Genomic DNA, 16,599 nt, shown 5'->3' with positions numbered 1-16,599 from the left:
CGGCAACCAACGCGGCCGACCGGATGAGGTCGGTCATCCATGCGGCCAGGACGGGGGTCAGAACGTGTCGTCCGACCCGTCCGACCCGGAGGCCGGGACGACACGATGAGCAATTGTTGGGGCTCCCAGGAGGAACTACGGTCACCTTGGGTCGCTGGGGCGCTCCGCTTCGCTGCTACGTCAGGAGGGGACACGCTGTGGGTGGCGATCGCAAGGGTCGTGTGGGCAGCGCGCGGCGCGTAGCGAGGGCGGTGGCATCGTGGCCGGGCGACTCGGTGGCCCTCCGACGCCGGGTACGGAAGGCCAAGGCGGCGGCGGCACTCGCGGGCCTTGTCCTGGTGGGCACGGTGGTGGGCCGGCCAGCCATGGCGGCCGAGGACGCCTGCTCGGCGAACCCGATCGTCTGCGAGAACAGTGAGATCGGCAACCTGCCGACCGAGTGGGACGACATGTACGGGGCGGGCGACTGGCAGATCCAGGGCTTCGCCACCGACATGAGCGTCAACGCCGGGCAGACCATCTCATTCAAGATCTCCACGCCGGCCACCAGCTACCGCGTCGACATCTACCGGCTCGGCTACTACGGCGGCAGGGGAGCGCGGAAGGTCAAGACGATCTACCCGTCCGCCGCCCTGCCACAGCACCAGCCGGACTGCGTGACGAACGCCGCCACGGAGATCTACGACTGTGGCGTCTGGGCGGTGTCGGCGTCCTGGGCGGTTCCGGCCGACGCGGTCTCCGGCGTTTACGTGGCCAAGCCGGTGCGCACGGACGGCACCGCCGGTACGAGCCACATCCCGTTCGTCGTCCGCGACGACGCGCGCCACTCCGACATCATCTTCAAGACCTCGGACGCCACGTGGCAGGCGTACAACACGTACGGCGGCTCGAGCTTCTACTGGGGCGGTCCCAACGGTCGGGCCTTCAAACTGAGCTACAACCGGCCGTTCGCCACGCGGGGCCTGGAGAGCGGGCGCGACTACCTGTTCAGCAACGAGTACGCGATGATCCGCTTCCTCGAGCGGAACGGCTACGACGTCAGCTACACCACGGACGTTGACGCCGACCGCCGTGGCAACCTGCTGCGGAACCACAAGGTCTTCCTCTCCGTGGGCCACGACGAGTACTGGTCAGGCGCCGAGCGGGCGAACGTCGAGGCCGCCCGCGATGCCGGAGTGCACCTGGCCTTCTTCAGCGGCAACGAGGTCTACTGGAAAACCCGGTGGGAGTCCAGTGTCGACGGCTCCGGAACCCCGTACCGCACCCTCGTCTGCTACAAGGAGACCTGGGCGAACAGCAAGATCGACCCCTCGTCCGAGTGGACCGGCACCTGGCGGGATCCCCGGTTCAGCCCGCCGTCGGACGGGGGAAGGCCGGAGAACGGGCTCACCGGCACGATGTACATGTCGAACAACACGGACCTGGCCATCCAGGTGCCGGCCGAGCAGGGCCGCAACCGCTTCTGGCGAAACACGACGGTCGCCACCCTGGCGGCCGGACAGATCGCCACCCTGGCGCCGCACACGGTGGGCTACGAGTCGGACGAGGACCTCGACAACGGCTTCCGGCCAGCGGGCCTGATCCGCCTGTCCACCACGACCGGGCCGGCTCCCGAATACCTTCGCGACTTCGGCAGCACGACCTCGCCCGGCACCACCACGCACCACCTGACCCTCTACCGCGCGGCGAGCGGGGCGCTGGTGTTCGGCGCCGGCACCATCCAGTGGGCGTGGGGCCTGGATTCCGAGCACGACGGCCCCCAGGAACCGGCGGACCCGCGTATGCAGCAGGCGACCGTCAACCTCTTCGCCGACATGGGTGTGCAGCCGGCCACGCTGATGAGCGGCCTGGCGCCGGCGACGGCATCGACCGACCTGACCGCGCCGAGCGTGGCCATCACCGCACCGGCTCCGGCGACCTCCGTGGCCAACGGGTCCGAGGTGACCGTGAGCGGCACGGCCACCGACACCGGTGGGCGCGTCGCCGGCGTCGAGGTGTCGACCGACGGTGGGGAGACCTGGCATCCGGCCACCGGTACGACCTCGTGGAGTTACCGCTTCCACAGCAACGGCGTCGGCACCCAGGTCGTCAAGGCCCGGGCGGTCGACGACAGCAACAACGTCCAGCAGGTGCCGGCGTCGGTCACGCTCAAACTCACCGGCCCCAGCACGCTCTTCGGCACCCGGGTGCCCGCCAACCCGGCGGTGAGCGACACGGCGGGCGTCGAACTGGGCGTCAAGGTGGTCCCGCAGAGCGACGGCACGATCACCGGAATCCGCTTCTACAAGGGCACGGGCAACACCGGCACGCACACCGGCACGTTGTGGACCGCCGACGGAGAGCGCCTCGCCTCGGGCACGTTCTCGAACGAGACCGCGACGGGCTGGCAGACGCTCGTGTTCTCAAGACCGGTGCAGGTCGAGGGCGACGTCACCTACGTCGCGTCCTACTACGCGCCAAGCGGGCACTACGCGGCCGACCCGACCTACTTCTCCGCGGGTGACCACCGGGCGGTGCCGCTGGTGGCGCCCCGGTCGTACGGGTCGGGGGGTAATGGTGTCTACCGGTCCGGGCCAGGCTTCCCGGTCACCTCGTACAGCGACGCCAACTACTACGTGGACGTGCTCTTCTACGACGGCGACTCCGCCCTACCGGTCACCCTGTCGGTGTCGCCCACACCAGGGCAGTCCCACGTCGACCTCGTGGAGCGGCCGACCGTCAACTTCTCGAAGGACATCGACCCGGCCTCGATCGAGTTCTCGCTGACCGACGCCGCGAACGGCCCGGTCGCCGGACAGGTCTCATACGACGCGGCCGGCCGGACCGCGAGATTCACGCCGACGTCCCCGTTGGCCACTGCGCAGACCTACACCGCCCGGGTGTTCGCCCGCGACACCGGCGGACGGGCGATGGACGAGGCCACCACGTGGACGTTCACGACGACCGCGTACGACCAGCTGTCGACGTTGTTCCCGGTCGACGCCACGCCGGCGGTCGCCGCCTCGGCGGACTCGGAAGCCCTGACGCTCGGCGTCAAGATCGTCCCGCAGGTCAGCGGAAAGATCGTGGGCGTGCGGTACTACCAGGGCCCCGGCAACGAGGGGGAGCACACCGTGCGCCTCTACTCCGAGACGGGAACACCGCTGGGCGAGGGCCGCTCGACGAGTAGCGGCACCGGGTGGAAGAGCATCTACTTCGACAGTCCGGCGACCGTGACGGCCGGCGTCACGTACGTGGCGACCTACTTCACGGCCACCGGCCGGTACGCGTACGACACCGGCTTCTTCTCGTCGGCACACACGAGCCCGGATCTGGCCCTCGTGGCACCGGCAGGCAGCAACGGCCTCTACCGGTACGGCTCCGACGGGTTTCCGACCAACAGCTACAACAGCGCGAACTACTGGGTCGACCCGCTGTTCCTGACCGATGAGCCACCACCTGGTCCGCCCACCCAACCGGTACCGCCCGCTGGATCGGTGACACTCTTCGAGAACGCCGACACGCCGGATGTGCTGGCCGACCCGGACAATTCGTCGATCGAGCTGGGCGTGCGGTTCTCGAGCGACGTACCCGGGCGGGTGGCCGGGGTCCGGTTCTACAAGGGCAGCCAGAACAGCGGTGCGCACACCGCGACGCTGTGGTCGCCGGACGGCCAGCCGATGGCCAGTGGCCCGTTTGTCGCGGAAAGCGGCAGCGGGTGGCAGACGATGCTGTTTGCCGAGCCGGTGACGATCACGCCGGGCCAGACGTACACCGTCTCCTATCACACGGACGTCGGACGCTACTCGGTGACAGTGAACGGGTTCGCCGGTGGCAGGAACCAGGGGCCACTGCAGGTACCGACGGGTGGTGCCGTCTATCGGTACGGCTCGACCGCGTTCCCGTCAACGTCGTCCAACCACAACTATTGGGTGGACGTCGTGTTCCTGCCAGAAAACTAGGATCGGCGGTTACCGATGACCGCCGCTGTGGACGGAGCGCCTGCCTGGCGGGCGATGGCCCTGCGCGGGCCGTGGGGAGCTGTCCGGTGCGACCGCGCGCGTCGGGCGGTGGAGAGGGAGGCAGTGTGGTGAGAACGACCACCCCGGGTGAGCCGCGATGAGGCGGGTGTCGTCGAAGCCGTCGGGTTCCAGGCCGAGGGTGTCGGTCGTCGTTCCCTGCTACCGGTACGGGCACTTCCTGCCGGCCTGCGTGCGGAGCATCCTGGGTCAGGAGGGCGTGGACGTGGACGTCCTGATCATCGACGACGCGTCGCCCGACGACAGCGCGGCGGTCGCTCGTCGGTTGGCCGACGAGGATGCCCGGGTACGGGTGATGGTGCACGAGGTCAACCGGGGACACATCGCGACGTACAACGAGGGCCTGGCCGCTGTGCACGGCGAGTACGTCGTGCTGCTCTCCGCCGACGACCTGCTCGCTCCGCGCAGCCTGGCCAACGCGACCGCGCTGCTCGACGCCCAACCGGACGTGGGCCTGGTCTACGGGTTCACCCGGTCGTTCTCCACGGAGCCGCCGCCGGCGCGTACCACCCCCCGCTCCTGGTCCGTCTGGTCGGGCGAGGAGTGGCTGCGGCTGCTGTGTCTGCGGGCGAGCAACCCGATCTCCACCCCCGAGGTGGTGATGCGCGCCACGACGATGCGGGACCTCGTCGGCTACGACGCCCGGCTGCCGCACGCCGCCGACTTCCTCCTCTGGCTGCGGACCGCCAACCGCGCCGCGATCGGGCGGGTCAACGGGGTGGACCTGGCCTACTACCGGGTGCACGGCGCGAACATGCACATGGAGCGGTACCCGGGGGCGCTGCGCGACCTCACCGAGCGCAAGCGGGCGTTCGACATCCTCTTCGAGGAGGACGGCGCGCACCTGCCGGACGCGGCGGCGCTGCGAGAGGCGGCCGATCGCGGGGTGGCACGGGAGGCGCTGGTCGTGGCCTGCCGGGCGTACCGGCGCGGTCGTCCGAGCGACGAGGAGGCCGAGGTGCTGGCCCGTCTCGTGGAACTGGCGGAGCAGATCTGGCCGCCCTCGCGCGGCAGCCGGCTGCGGCGTTCCTACGACGCGCAGGTGGCCCGCGCCGACCGGGGCAAGGGCCCGCTGCTGCCGCGCCGGCTGGCGGAGCTGCGCGACCGCGGTATCGACCATCTCCGCTGGCGACGGTTCCGGCGGTCCGGCATCGACGGCGCTCTGGGGTGGCTGTGATCGACACGGAACGGGACCCGGACGACATCATCGTGCTCTCCGGGCTGACCAAGCTCTACGAGCCGACGCCGCGGTGGATGCGCGTCTTCGCCCGGTCGCACCTGCGCGAGACGGTTCGCGCGCTCGACGGCGTCGACCTCGTCGTCCGCGCCGGCGAGATCTGCGCCGTGGTGGGACCGAACGGCGCCGGGAAGACCACCATGTTCCGGATCATCGTGGGTCTGACGACGGCCACGGAGGGGCGCGGCAGCGTGCTCGGGCTCGACGTCGAACGCGACTCCGAGCAGGTTCGACAGGCGGTCGGCTGGATGCCGGCGGAGGACCGCAGCCTGCTCATGAGGGCGACGTCACGGGAGAATCTCCAACTCCACGGTCGGCTGCAGGGAATGTCGCGCAAGGGGCTGACGAAGCGCATCGAGCACGTGCTCGAGACGGTCAACCTGATGCCGCAGGCCGACACTGTGGTGGCGGGAATGTCGGCGGGGATGCGGGCCCGGTTGCGCCTGGCCCGGGCGTTGCTGCCCGGCCCACGGGCGCTGATCCTCGACGAGCCGACTGGGCCGGTCGACCCGATCGCGGCGTACGGGCTGCTGACACTGATCATGGATTTGGCCAAGCAGGAGCGGCTCGCCGTGCTGATCTCCTCGCACCGCCTTGAGGAGATCGAGGCACTGCAGTCGCAGGCACTGCTCCTCGACGGTGGCAAGGTCAGATACTCCGGTGACCTGGACCGGTTGCGTCGGGAATGGGAGAGGCCGGAGCTGGAGCTGGTGATGGCGACACACCAGGACGCCCTGGCGATCGCCGACGGCCTTCACGTCCAAGGCGTCGAGGCCCGCGTCGACGGCGGCACTGTCCGCTGCCAGCCGACAGGGCCGGGCGGCGTCGGCGCCCTTCTCACCGGGTTGGGTCCACTCACGAGCAGCATCCGGCACCTCCGGGAGATCCCCATGCCGCTGCGCGACCTGATCGCGCAGGTGTATGCGCGAGGCGCCGACCCCGAGGGAGCCGTCCGATGAGCCTCGCCTACCCGTCGGTCGTCGGGAAGCGCTCGTTCGGCCGCAAGGTCCTCAACACCGTAGAGGCGTACGTCCGCATCGACCTCGTCGAGGAACGCATGTTCCCCGCCACCAGCATCATGCGCTACATCGCGGCCGTCTTCCCGGTGCTGCTCTACTACTTTCAGGGCAGCTTCCTGGCCATTTCCGGCGAGATGTTCGTCGTGATGGTCGTCGGCACGGCCGTGGTCGCCGGGCTTCAGGACGCCCTCCTCGCTCTCACCAGCCGGCTGAACTTCGCCATGGAGCGCGGCACGCTGGAGACCTACCTGGTCGAACCGGTGCCGTGGGCGCTGATCCCGGTGGCGATGAACGTGTGGCGGAGCTGTACGGGAGCCCTGCTGGCCTGCTTCATGGTCGCAGCCGGTTGGCTACTGGGTGCTCCCATCCAGGGCTCGGGCGTGCCGGGGGCCCTGCTGGTGCTCTTCCTGGGGATCATCGCCTGCAACGCGCTCGGCACGTTCGCGGCCGCGTTCATCGTGCTGTTCAAACGTGGCGAGCCGGTGGTCATGCTGTTCAGCCTGGCTACCGCGGTGCTCGGCGGCGCGCTGTTCCCGATCAACGTCCTGCCGGAAGGGATCCGCTGGGCCAGCTACCTGATCCCGCACACGTACGTGATCAGCGCCGTCCGGCAGCTTCTCATCGAGGACGTCCCCCCGGACGGACTGTCGGTCGGCGTCTCCGTCGGTGTCCTGGCGGCCTTCGCGGTCGTGTCCTTCGCCGCGGGACTGTTCGTCTTCGACCGCGCCCTCCGGCTGGCCCGCCGGCTGGGGATCCTCAGTATCTGACCGCGTCGTCCGAAGGAACCACGATGACTGTGCCAAGCCCCGGCCCCGGTGGTCGGGTCCGATGATCCGGTGGGCAACCGGGTTGGCGCGGGGGGCCGCCCGGCGGTACGGCCGAGCGGCGGACCTGAGATGGCGCCAGCTCCCGCGCTTCACCGTCAGTCGCCGGTCAACCGGCCGGCCGACGGTGTACTACCTCGCGCCGGTCACGACGGGCATCTTCGGTGGGATCCGCAATCTGTACCGGCACGTGGACAACCTCAACGCGGTGGGGATCTCCGCCGCCGTGGTCCATCCCAGACCGGGGCACCGGTGCTCCTGGTTCGTCAACGACACGCGGGTCATGAGCGCCGCGGAGGTGATCCTCACCCCGGAGGACCTGCTGGTGATCCCGGAGTGCTACGGCCCCGGGCTCGGCGCCGTGCCGGACGGGGCGCGAGTGGTCATCTTCAACCAGGGGGCGTACATCACGTTCGATCACGTGCCGTTCGAGACGACCCGGGCCGGCGCACCGTACGCCGGCCTGCCGGGCCTGGTTGGCCTGCTGGCGGTGTCGCAGGACAACGCGGCCCTACTGCGGTACACGTTCCCGGATCTGCCGGTCGGCATCGCCCGACCGGTCATCGACCCGGCGCTCTTCCACCCGTCCACCGAGCCGCCGGCGCGTCGGATCGCCCACCTGACCCATCGCCGGCGCGAGGAGCGGGAGCAGCTCCGGCACATGCTGCGCGCCCGCGGTCTGTTCGAGCGGTGGCAGGAGGCGCCGATCGTGGGCCGGTCCGAGTCGGAGACCGCGGCGATCATGCGGGGCAGTGCGATCTTCTTGAGCTTCAGCCACCGGGAGGGTTTCGGGCTGCCGCCCGCCGAGGCCATGGCGAGCGGTTGCTTCGTCGTCGGATATCCGGGCCTCGGTGGCCGGGAGTACTTCGAGCCGCCGGAGTGCGCGCCCGTCCCCGACGGTGACCTGCTCGCGTTCGCCCGCGCCGTCGAGGCCGCCTGCGCGGCGCACGACGACGACCCGGAGACGTTCCGGAAGTCCGGTTTGGCGGCCTCGGAGCGGATCCTCGCGCGGTACTCCGTCGACGCGCTCCGGGCCGAGCTGCTGGCCTTCTACACACCGCTGCTCCGGGGAGTGGGCTGACCCGTTCCGCCCGCGCCCCAACCGTCGGTCCACGCCGTCTGGTACCGCCGCGCCGGGTACCCGGCGCGGATGAGCGATCTTCCGCCCGCCGGCTACCGGACGACGGCGGGGGACCAGGCGTCGGGAATCAGGACCCGGGGTTCGCCGGTGCCGTCGGCGGGAACGGACCACACGTCGTTCGACGCCGAGCCGTCCGTGTTGCGCGGCAGTCCGTACAGGACGGTGTCGTCGTCGAGCCACTCCGCCTGGTCGTCGACGCTGCGGGCTTCCGCGAGCGGCGTCTCCCGCCCGCTGGCCAGGTCCAGGACGGTGAGTCGCCATCTGCCCGCCGGCAGGTCGCCATGCTTCTTGAAGGCGATGCGGGTGCCGTCGGGCGAGAGCGAGGGGCATTCGACGTCCGCCCGCACCGCGGTCAGGCGCCGCCCGGACAGTGATCCCTCGACCAGCCAGGTCCTCCCGCCTGAGGCCGCCGTGGCGTAGAAGCGGTCGTCGTCGGCGAACGTCACACCCCAGACGTTCTTGTCGGCCGCGGTGACCGTCCTGCCCTCGACTCGCAGTTCGAACTGCTCGATGTCGACTGGATCACCACCTCCGGTCGGGCCGACGAGCGTGCGGGTGGAGAACTGCCCGGGGCTGGCGTACGAGTCGCCGTAGACGAACGTCGTGGTGGACGTCAACGCGCCGTCCGCCGACATCCTCGCCCGGCTGGGCAGGCCCGGCACCGGCCGCTCGGAGACCGCCGTCCACTGCGGCCCGAGAATCTTCACCTGGTACGTCGTGGCCAGGCCGCGCAGCGCCACCAGGCACACAGCGCTGCCGCGGGTGGCGTAGACCCGGTCGCAGGAGGCCGGCGTGACCGCGCGGGGACCACCAGCTGCCTCCAGCGGCACCACCGCCACCCGGCCGTACCCGTCGCCTGGCGCGGAGTTGCGGAAGACCACGTGCGGGCCGGCGACCACCGGCGCGACGTCGGCCCGGACCGGCACTCCGGCGGCCGGGGTCGCGTCCGCCCCGTTGGGCGTGACCTGCCGCAGGTAGACGAACACGCCGGCGAAGGCCAGCAACACGACGCCGGCGAAGACGCCGATCCGCAGCCGAAGGCCGGTCATCGTTCCTCCTCCACACCACGCAGCAACCAGCCAGCGGCCGGGATCGCGACGGCGAGCGCGACCGCGAAACCCAGCAGCGCCGGCTGCCGGCCCGCGGCGACCCACAGTGCGCCGAAGGCCACCGACGACGCGAACCGGGCCAGCACCACGACGGTCTGTGCGGCCGCGATCCCCGTGCCCGTCACCGGGGCGGGGACCAGCCGGCTCACCAGCGCGGCGAGCACCCCGTCCGACGCGGCGTAGAAGGCGCCGAGCAGGACCAGGGTGAGAACCGTCCACAGCGGTCCGCCGGACGAGCCCGCCGCGCAGAGGTACGCGAGGAGCAGCGCGCCGTGCCCGGCCACCAGCGTGCGGGCACGGCCGACGCGGTCGGCGAGCCGGCCCAGCGGCACGGCCAGCGCCAGGTACGCGACGTTCGTGCCGACGTAGAGCAGCGGGAACAGCAGTGCCGCGAAATCGTCGCGGTGCTGCAGCGACAGGTACAGGAAGCCGTCGCCGACGGTCAGCACCCCGAGCAGGCCGGCGGCGAGCAGGGTTCGGCGCAGCCGCGGCCCGGTCGCGGCGCGCAGTACCTCCCGTACGGGCGGGCGGGCCTGGCCGGCGCCGACCCGTCGGTCGGGTACGAAGAGCACGAGGACGGCGAGACCGACCAGCGCCACGGCGAAGGAGACCACGAAGACGGCGTCGTACGCCCGGGGGAGCGCTGCCAGCAGAGCGAACGCCGCGATCGGCCCGATCGCCGCGCCAAGCGTGTCGAGGGCGCGGTGCACGCCGAAGGACCGTCCCAGGTCGGCGGGTTCCGACGCGTCGGCGATCAGCGCGTCCCGTGGCGCGGTCCGCAGTCCCTTGCCGAGCCGGTCGGCCGTCACGACGGCGGTGACGGTGGCGATCCCAGTGGCGGCGAGCATCAGGACGCGGCTCACCGCGGAGACGCCGTAGCCGATCACCGCGACCCACTTGGGCCGACGTCCCCGGTCGCCGGCCAGTCCGCCGAGGATCCGGACGAAGGCGCTGACGCCCTGATAGATGCCGTCGACGAAGCCGAAAGCGATGAGCCCGAGGCCCAGCTCCGCGGTCAGGTACAGCGGGAGAACCGCGCTGACCATCTCGGAGGAGACATCGGTGAGGAGACTGACGACGCCGAGGAGCACCACCGTCGTCGCCACCCGCCGGTACTGCCGGCCGGCCCCTCCGTCGCGGGTGCCGGCCGGGCGGTCCCGGATCGAGACGTACACCGTGTGGTCAGTGCAGGGCTGAGATGAGGGCCGCCACCACGGCCTCCTGCTGGTCCGCCGTGAGCTGCGGATAGATCGGCAGCGAGAGCAGCTCGGACGCGATCCGCTCGGCCCGCGGGAACGCCCCCACCGGGTGCCCGAGGTCGGCGAACGCGGGCGTGCGGTGCACCGGCACCGGGTAGTGGATGCCCGCACCGACGCCGGCCGCGTTGAGCCGCGCCAGCACCCGGTCCCGCCGGGCCGGGGTTCCGTCGCCGGGGATCCGGACGCAGTAGATGTGCCAGACGTGCTCGTTGCCCGGCAGGGTCACCGGGCGGGTCACGTCCACGCCCGCCAGCAGCGCGTCGTACCGGGCGGCGGCGGCCCGCCGCGCCTCGTTCCAGGCCGCCAGCCGGGCGAGCTTGGCGCGGAGCACCACCGCCTGGAGCCCGTCCAGCCGGCTGTTCACCCCGACGATGTCGTGCGCGTACTTGGTCAGGCCGCCGTGGCTGCCGAGCGTGCGGACCGTGCGGGCGAGTTCGGCATCGGCGGTCACCACCGCGCCCGCGTCGCCGTACGCCCCCAGGTTCTTGCCCGGGTAGAAGCTGGTCGCGGCGATCCCGTCGGCGCCGGCCCCGCGCCCGTGCCGGGTGGCGCCCTGGCACTGCGCGGCGTCCTCGACCACGGCGACGTCGCGGCCGGCCAGGCCCTCCCGCAGCCGCTCCACCGGCGCCAGCTGGCCGTAGAGGTGCACCGGGACGACCGCCCGGGTGGCCGGGGTGACCGCGGCCAGCGCCGCCTCGACGTCGATCAGGTACGTCTCCGGGTCGCAGTCGACCAGCACCGGTCGGGCACCGGCGCGGGCGACCGCCTCGGCGGTGGCGATGAAGGTGTTCGTCGGCAGGATCACCTCGGCGCCGGGCCCGACCCCGACGGCGCGCAGCGCCAGTTCGAGCGCGTCGGTGCCGTTGGCCACCCCGACGCAGTGCGGCACGCCGCTGAACGCGGCGTACTCCTGCTCGAACGCGGCGACCTCGGCGCCGCCGATGAAGGCGGTGTCGGCGATGACCCGCTTGAAGCCGGCCTCCACCTCCTCCGCCACCTCCGCATGCGCGGCGGCGAGATCGACGAGCGGAATTCCCGGCATGTCAGCTCCCCACAACCCTCGGCACGGCCAGTTCCTCGATCGACGCCGCCGGCGTCGGCACACCCTCGGCGTCCGGCTCCGCCGGCGCTTGGACGGGGCGCAGCCGGCGGGCCGGATTGCCGGCCCAGACCTCGCCGGGCGGCACGTCACGCAGCAGCACGGAACCCATCCCGACCAGCGACCACTCGCCGACCGTGACGCCCTCACGCAGCAGGGCGCCGGCGCCGACGTACGCGCCGAGGCGCAGCACCGCGCCGCCGCCCAGGCGGACCCCGGAGGCGATGGTCACGTGGTCGTGCACCCGGTCGTCGTGGGTCAGCACGGCGTGCGGCATGACCGCGACGTGGGCGCCGACGGTGACGTCCGCGGTGAGCACCACACCGGCCAGCAGCACCGTGCCGGGGCCGAGGACGCTGCCGGCGCCGACCTCGGCGCTCGGGTGCACGATCGTGGCGTAGCGCCCCGCCGGCAGGCCGAGCCGCCGGACGATCCGCTGCCGCGCCCGGTAGTCGCGCGGGCTGCCGACGCAGACCACGACCGCCGCCTCCGGCAGGTCGGCCAGCCGGTCGGTGCCGCCGAGGATCGGCGCTCCGGCGCGGACGGTGCCGTGCAGCGCGGGGTCGTCGTCCAGGAAGCCGCGCAGCCGCCAGGTCGGGCGGGCGTCGTTGACGGCACTCACCGCCGCGGCGGTCTCCCGGGCGAACCCGCCCGCGCCGACGATGACCAGGTCACGCATCAGCCGGCCAGCTTGCGCAGCACGCCGACCACGTGGTCCTGGTCGGCCTCGGTCAGCGCGTGGTGCAACGGCAGGATCAGCGAGTCGCGGGTCAGCCGCTCGGTCACCGGCAGCGGCGCCGGCGTCACGTCGGCGTACGCCGGCTCCAGGTGGGCGGCCATGATGCCGCGCCGGGCCGACACGCCGGCCGTGGCCAGCTCGGCGAGGACCTCGTCGCGGCCCACGCCGTACGCCGGGTCGATGAGCACCCAGAACGACTGGTAGTTCGTCTCGCCGTAGGCCGGGTCGCGGACCGGCACCAGGCCGTCGATGTCGGCGAGCAGCTCGTGGTAGCGCGCGGCCAGCGTGCGCCGCTGCGCCACCAGCTCGGTGAGCCGGCCGAGCTGGACCAGCCCGATCGCCGCCTGGATGTCGGTCATCCGGTAGTTGAAGGCGGTCTCCAGGTACGCCTCCAGCACCGGTTGCGCGCTGGCGTGCCGGTCGGCGGCGGAGACGTTCATCCCGTGCTCGCGCAGCCGGCGCAGCCGGGCGGCCCACTCCGGATCGTCCACCGTGACCATCCCGCCCTCGCCGGTGGTCAACAGCTTCCTCGGGTGGAACGACCAGGCCGCGACGGTGGCGCCGGCGCCGACCGGCCGCCCGTACGCCGTGGCGCCGGCGGCGCAGGCAGCGTCCTCCACCAGTTTTAGCCCCCAGCGGGCGGCCGCCTCCCGCAGCGCGACGACGTCGAACGGCACGCCGCCCTGGTGGACCGCGATCACCGCCCGCGTCCGCGGCGTGCGTACGGCGTCGATCGTCGCCACGGTCAGGTTCCCGGTGGCGAGGTCCACGTCGGCGAAGACCGGCGTCGCCCGGACGTAGCGCACCGCGTTGGCCGTGGCGATGAAGGAGAACGACGGCACGATCACCTCGTCGCCCGGGCCGACCTCCAGCAGCACCAGCGCCAGGTGCAGCGCCGTGGTGCAGGAACTGACCGCGACCCCGTGGCCGGCGCCCACCCGCCCGGCGAACTCCCGCTCGAACCGGGCCACCCGCGGTCCCTGGGCCACCCAGCCCGAGCGGACCGCCTCGGCGGCGGCCTGCGCCTCCTCCTCGCCGAGCCGCGGGATCATCACCGGAATGCGCGGTCCGCTCACCGGGCCGGCGTCCGTTCGCGACTGCGGGGCTCGCGGGCCCGGCTCACTCCGCGCGCTCACTTCTCGGCCCGCCACCAGTCGACCAGCCCCTGGAGCCCCTCGTGCAGGCCGATCTCGGCGCGGAAGCCCAGCCGCCGCTCGGCGGCGGTGGTGTCGGCGAGCCGGCGGGTGACCCCGTTGACCGCGCGGGCCGGGCCGTGCTCCGGCGGCAGGTCGGACTTCATCACCTCGCTGAGCGCCCGGGCCAGCTCGACCAGGCTGGTCTCGGTGCCGCTGGCGATGTTGAACACCTCGTCGGTCACGTCCGCGCGGGCGGCCAGGATGTTGGCCCGGGCGATGTCCGCGACGTGCACGAAGTCCATCGTCTGCCGGCCGTCGCCGAGGATCAGCGGGGGAGTACCGGCCTCGATCCGCTCCATCCAGCGGATCAGCACCTCGGTGTAGAGCCCGTGGATGTCCATCCTCGGCCCGTAGACGTTGAAGTACCGCAGGGCGACGTAGTCCAGGCCGTACATGCTGTGGAAGCTGCGCAGCATGCCCTCGTTGAACGCCTTGGCGGCGCCGTAGAACGTGTCGTTGTGCCAGGGGTGGTGCCGCTCGGTGGTCGGGAACTCGTCGGCGAGCCCGTACACCGAGGCGGACGAGGAGAGGACCACCTTGCGCACCTTCGCGGCCGCCGCCGCCTCCAGCACGTTGAAGGTGCCGTCGACCAGCACCTCGTTGGCGAGCCGGGGTTCCTCCGCGCACTGCGTGATGCGGATGGCGGCGAGGTGGAAGACCAGGTCCTTGTCGCGGGCCAGCTCGTGCACCAGCGCGGCGTCGCGGATGTCCCCCTCGATTAGGCGGACGCTGCCGTGCGGCAGGGCGCGGGCCAGGTTCGCCCGCCGGCCCCGGACGAAGTTGTCCAGCACCACCACCTCGGCCGCGCCCCCGGCGACCAACTGATCGACGACATGCGAGCCGATGGTGCCCGCTCCACCGGTGACCAGGGCGCGCGCCCCGGTGATCTCCACGGCACTCATGCCGACACTCCGCTTCCGTCCGTGCCCCGCCGGGGCAGCGCGAGTGACCCGCCGCGCTGGTTCACGCGTCGGTCCACTCGGTGAGGTTGACCAATCTTCCGCCGTCGGCGAGGCTGCGCGAGGCGGCCTCCAGGATGGCGATCACCCGCAGTCCGGCCCGCCCGTCGGTCAGGGCCGGCGTGCCGCTGCGGATCGAGCGGGCGTACTCCTCGACCATGGTGCGCAGCGCCTCCCGTTCGGTCAGCGCCGGCGCGACCATGTCCCCGGAGCGGTACGACACCAGCATGTCCCGGCGCTGTTCGTCGCCGAGTTCCTCCGCCGAGGCCACGTCGACGCCTCGGTCGAAGATGGACAGTCGCTGGCCGGGGTTGAGGTCGTCCCAGACCAGGGTGCGCTTCGAGCCGCCGATGATGGTGGTCCGGATCTTCACCGGGGAGAGCCAGTTGACGTGGATGTGGGCGATCGCCCCGGTGTTCAGGTGCAGCGTCAGGTACGCCACGCAGGCGCGGCCCGCCCCGATCCGGTCTGCGCCGTGCGCGGCCACCGCCACCGGGGCCACGCCGGCCGGCAGGATGAAGTCCAGGATCGACAGATCGTGCGGGGCGAGGTCCCACATCACGTCGATGTCGCGCTGCACCAGCCCGAGGTTGATCCGCACCGAGTCGAGGTACTGCAGTTCGCCCAGGTCACCGGAGCGCAGCAGATCGCGGATGCGCAGCACCGCCGGCGTGTAGCAGTAGGTGTGGTCGCACATCAGCGACAGCCCACGCCGTTCCGCCTCCGCCACCAGCGTCTGCCCCTGCGCGAAACTCGCGGCCAGCGGCTTCTCCACGAGCACGTGCTTGCCGGCGCGCAGCGCCGCCGTCGCCACCTCCAGGTGGGTGCCGGCCGGGGTGGCGATGGCGACCGCCCGTACCGAGTCGTCGGCGAGCACCGCGGCGAGGTCGTCGGTGGCCCGGACGGTCGAGTAGCCGCCGAGCACCCGCTCCGCCCGGCTGACGTCGAGGTCGCAGAGCCAGCGCAGCCGGAACTCGGTGGATGCCTGGAAGTTGCGGACGAGGTTCGGCCCCCAGTAGCCGGCGCCGACGACGGCCACGCCGATCGGGTCGTCGACGGCAGGGTGCGATGAATTCACGAAGCATCCGTTTCGCTAGGCAGGACAGGGCGCGTTCGCGGAGGGGGAATCGTGGGCGACGTCCGTTCGGCAAGCTAGCCACACCGTCGCCGGGTACGCCATAGCGCTGCCGGAAATCCGGCGGTGCCGCCGGGGTCAACAGGTCCGTTCGGGTTGTCCGCCGTCCTCGGACGGTTCGTTCCCGATCGTGCGTCGGCTTGCTGACATCGGCTTTGTCGCCGAGCGTCTACCGTTCCCAGCCCGCATAGGATCACCGCGGCGGAAGGAAGCGGACATGACGGATGCCCACGGGGCGCAGCCCGACGGGGTGCGGATCGCCGCGACGGCCGACGTGGACGAACGGGCCACCATCCGTTCCGGCACCCGGGTCTGGCATCTCGCCCAGATCCGCGAGGACGCCTCGGTCGGCCGCGACTGCGTGATCGGTCGGGGCGCGTACGTGGGGCCGGGCGTCCGGCTCGGCGACAACGTCAAGCTGCAGAACCACGCCCTGGTGTACGAGCCGGCGGAGCTGGCCGACGGCGTTTTCGTCGGGCCGGCGGCGGTGCTCACCAACGACGAGTACCCGCGCGCGGTGACCCCGGAGGGGCGGCTCAAGGGCGGCGCGGACTGGACAGCGGTCGGGGTGGTGGTCGGCGAGGGCGCCGCGATCGGCGCCCGCGCCGTCTGCGTGGCGCCGGTCGCGATCGGCCGGTGGGCACTGATCGCGGCCGGCGCCGTGGTCACCCGGGACGTGCCCGACTTCGCGCTGATGGTCGGCGTCCCGGCCCGCCGGGTGGGCTGGGTGGGGCGGGCGGGCGAACCGCTGGCCGCCAAGGGCGACGGCCGGTACGTCTGCCCCCGCACCGCAACCGAGTACCACGAGCAGGCGGGCCGGCTGACCGAGCTGCCGCCTCCGGCCGGGTGAACCCCACCGGCCG

At 72.1% G+C, this 16,599-nt stretch carries 13 protein-coding genes; 6 read left to right on the top strand and 7 right to left on the bottom strand.

What is annotated here, in order from left to right:
• The first annotated feature begins 275 nt into the window (after nucleotides 1-275).
• The 5 genes from GA0070609_RS17320 to GA0070609_RS17300 all read left to right on the top strand — a co-directional run bounded on the left by GA0070609_RS17320 (nucleotide 276) and on the right by GA0070609_RS17300 (nucleotide 8,180).
• Nucleotides 276-3,941: a DUF4082 domain-containing protein gene (locus GA0070609_RS17320; protein WP_088994732.1), complete on the top strand. Its 3,666-nt coding sequence runs from the start codon at nucleotides 276-278 to the stop codon at nucleotides 3,939-3,941.
• Between the two features lie 199 nt (nucleotides 3,942-4,140).
• Complete coding sequence (locus GA0070609_RS17315) at nucleotides 4,141-5,196, top strand: glycosyltransferase (protein ID WP_157748232.1); 1,056 nt, start codon at nucleotides 4,141-4,143, stop codon at nucleotides 5,194-5,196.
• A 32-nt stretch (nucleotides 5,197-5,228) separates the two neighbouring features.
• Nucleotides 5,229-6,215 carry an ABC transporter ATP-binding protein gene (locus GA0070609_RS17310; protein WP_157748231.1) on the top strand — a complete coding sequence of 329 codons (987 nt, stop codon included), beginning with the start codon at nucleotides 5,229-5,231 and terminating at the stop codon, nucleotides 6,213-6,215.
• Nucleotides 6,212-7,042, top strand: coding sequence for an ABC transporter permease (locus GA0070609_RS17305; RefSeq protein ID WP_157748230.1), 831 nt, complete (start codon nucleotides 6,212-6,214; stop codon nucleotides 7,040-7,042). The genes GA0070609_RS17310 and GA0070609_RS17305 overlap by 4 nt, the downstream gene beginning before the upstream one ends.
• 340 nt (nucleotides 7,043-7,382) lie before the next feature.
• Complete coding sequence (locus GA0070609_RS17300; RefSeq protein WP_157748229.1) at nucleotides 7,383-8,180, top strand: glycosyltransferase; 798 nt, start codon at nucleotides 7,383-7,385, stop codon at nucleotides 8,178-8,180.
• 92 nt (nucleotides 8,181-8,272) lie between these two features.
• On the opposite strand, the gene GA0070609_RS17295 is transcribed toward GA0070609_RS17300, so the two are convergent.
• The 7 genes from GA0070609_RS17295 to GA0070609_RS17265 form a co-directional block, all read right to left on the bottom strand.
• Nucleotides 8,273-9,289, bottom strand: a complete 1,017-nt coding sequence (locus GA0070609_RS17295; protein WP_088994727.1) for a TolB family protein — start codon at nucleotides 9,287-9,289, stop codon at nucleotides 8,273-8,275.
• Nucleotides 9,286-10,524, bottom strand: coding sequence for an MFS transporter (locus tag GA0070609_RS17290; RefSeq protein WP_088994726.1), 1,239 nt, complete (start codon nucleotides 10,522-10,524; stop codon nucleotides 9,286-9,288). The genes GA0070609_RS17295 and GA0070609_RS17290 overlap by 4 nt, the downstream gene beginning before the upstream one ends.
• A gap of 7 nt (nucleotides 10,525-10,531) precedes the next feature.
• Entirely contained in the window at nucleotides 10,532-11,650 is a 1,119-nt protein-coding gene (locus tag GA0070609_RS17285; RefSeq protein ID WP_088994725.1) for a DegT/DnrJ/EryC1/StrS family aminotransferase, read from the bottom strand.
• 1 nt (nucleotide 11,651) lies between these two features.
• On the bottom strand, nucleotides 11,652-12,386 hold the full coding sequence (locus tag GA0070609_RS17280) for an acetyltransferase (protein WP_088994724.1): 735 nt from the start codon (nucleotides 12,384-12,386) through the stop codon (nucleotides 11,652-11,654).
• Complete coding sequence (locus GA0070609_RS17275) at nucleotides 12,386-13,522, bottom strand: DegT/DnrJ/EryC1/StrS family aminotransferase (RefSeq protein ID WP_231928322.1); 1,137 nt, start codon at nucleotides 13,520-13,522, stop codon at nucleotides 12,386-12,388. Before GA0070609_RS17275 ends, GA0070609_RS17280 begins: the two co-directional genes overlap by 1 nt.
• Nucleotides 13,523-13,578: 56 nt before the next feature.
• Complete coding sequence (locus GA0070609_RS17270; protein WP_172899354.1) at nucleotides 13,579-14,544, bottom strand: NAD-dependent epimerase/dehydratase family protein; 966 nt, start codon at nucleotides 14,542-14,544, stop codon at nucleotides 13,579-13,581.
• A 61-nt stretch (nucleotides 14,545-14,605) separates the two neighbouring features.
• Nucleotides 14,606-15,679: a Gfo/Idh/MocA family protein gene (locus tag GA0070609_RS17265; protein ID WP_088994722.1), complete on the bottom strand. Its 1,074-nt coding sequence runs from the start codon at nucleotides 15,677-15,679 to the stop codon at nucleotides 14,606-14,608.
• A gap of 274 nt (nucleotides 15,680-15,953) precedes the next feature.
• On the opposite strand from GA0070609_RS17265, the gene GA0070609_RS17260 reads away from it, so the two are divergent.
• Nucleotides 15,954-16,586, top strand: a complete 633-nt coding sequence (locus tag GA0070609_RS17260; protein WP_088994721.1) for an acyltransferase — start codon at nucleotides 15,954-15,956, stop codon at nucleotides 16,584-16,586.
• Nucleotides 16,587-16,599 lie beyond the last annotated feature (13 nt).

The organism is Micromonospora echinaurantiaca (genome assembly GCF_900090235.1).
GTDB lineage: Bacteria > Actinomycetota > Actinomycetes > Mycobacteriales > Micromonosporaceae > Micromonospora > Micromonospora echinaurantiaca.
Note: the sequence above shows the minus strand (reverse complement) of the source record. Positions and strands in the feature narration are given on the sequence as shown.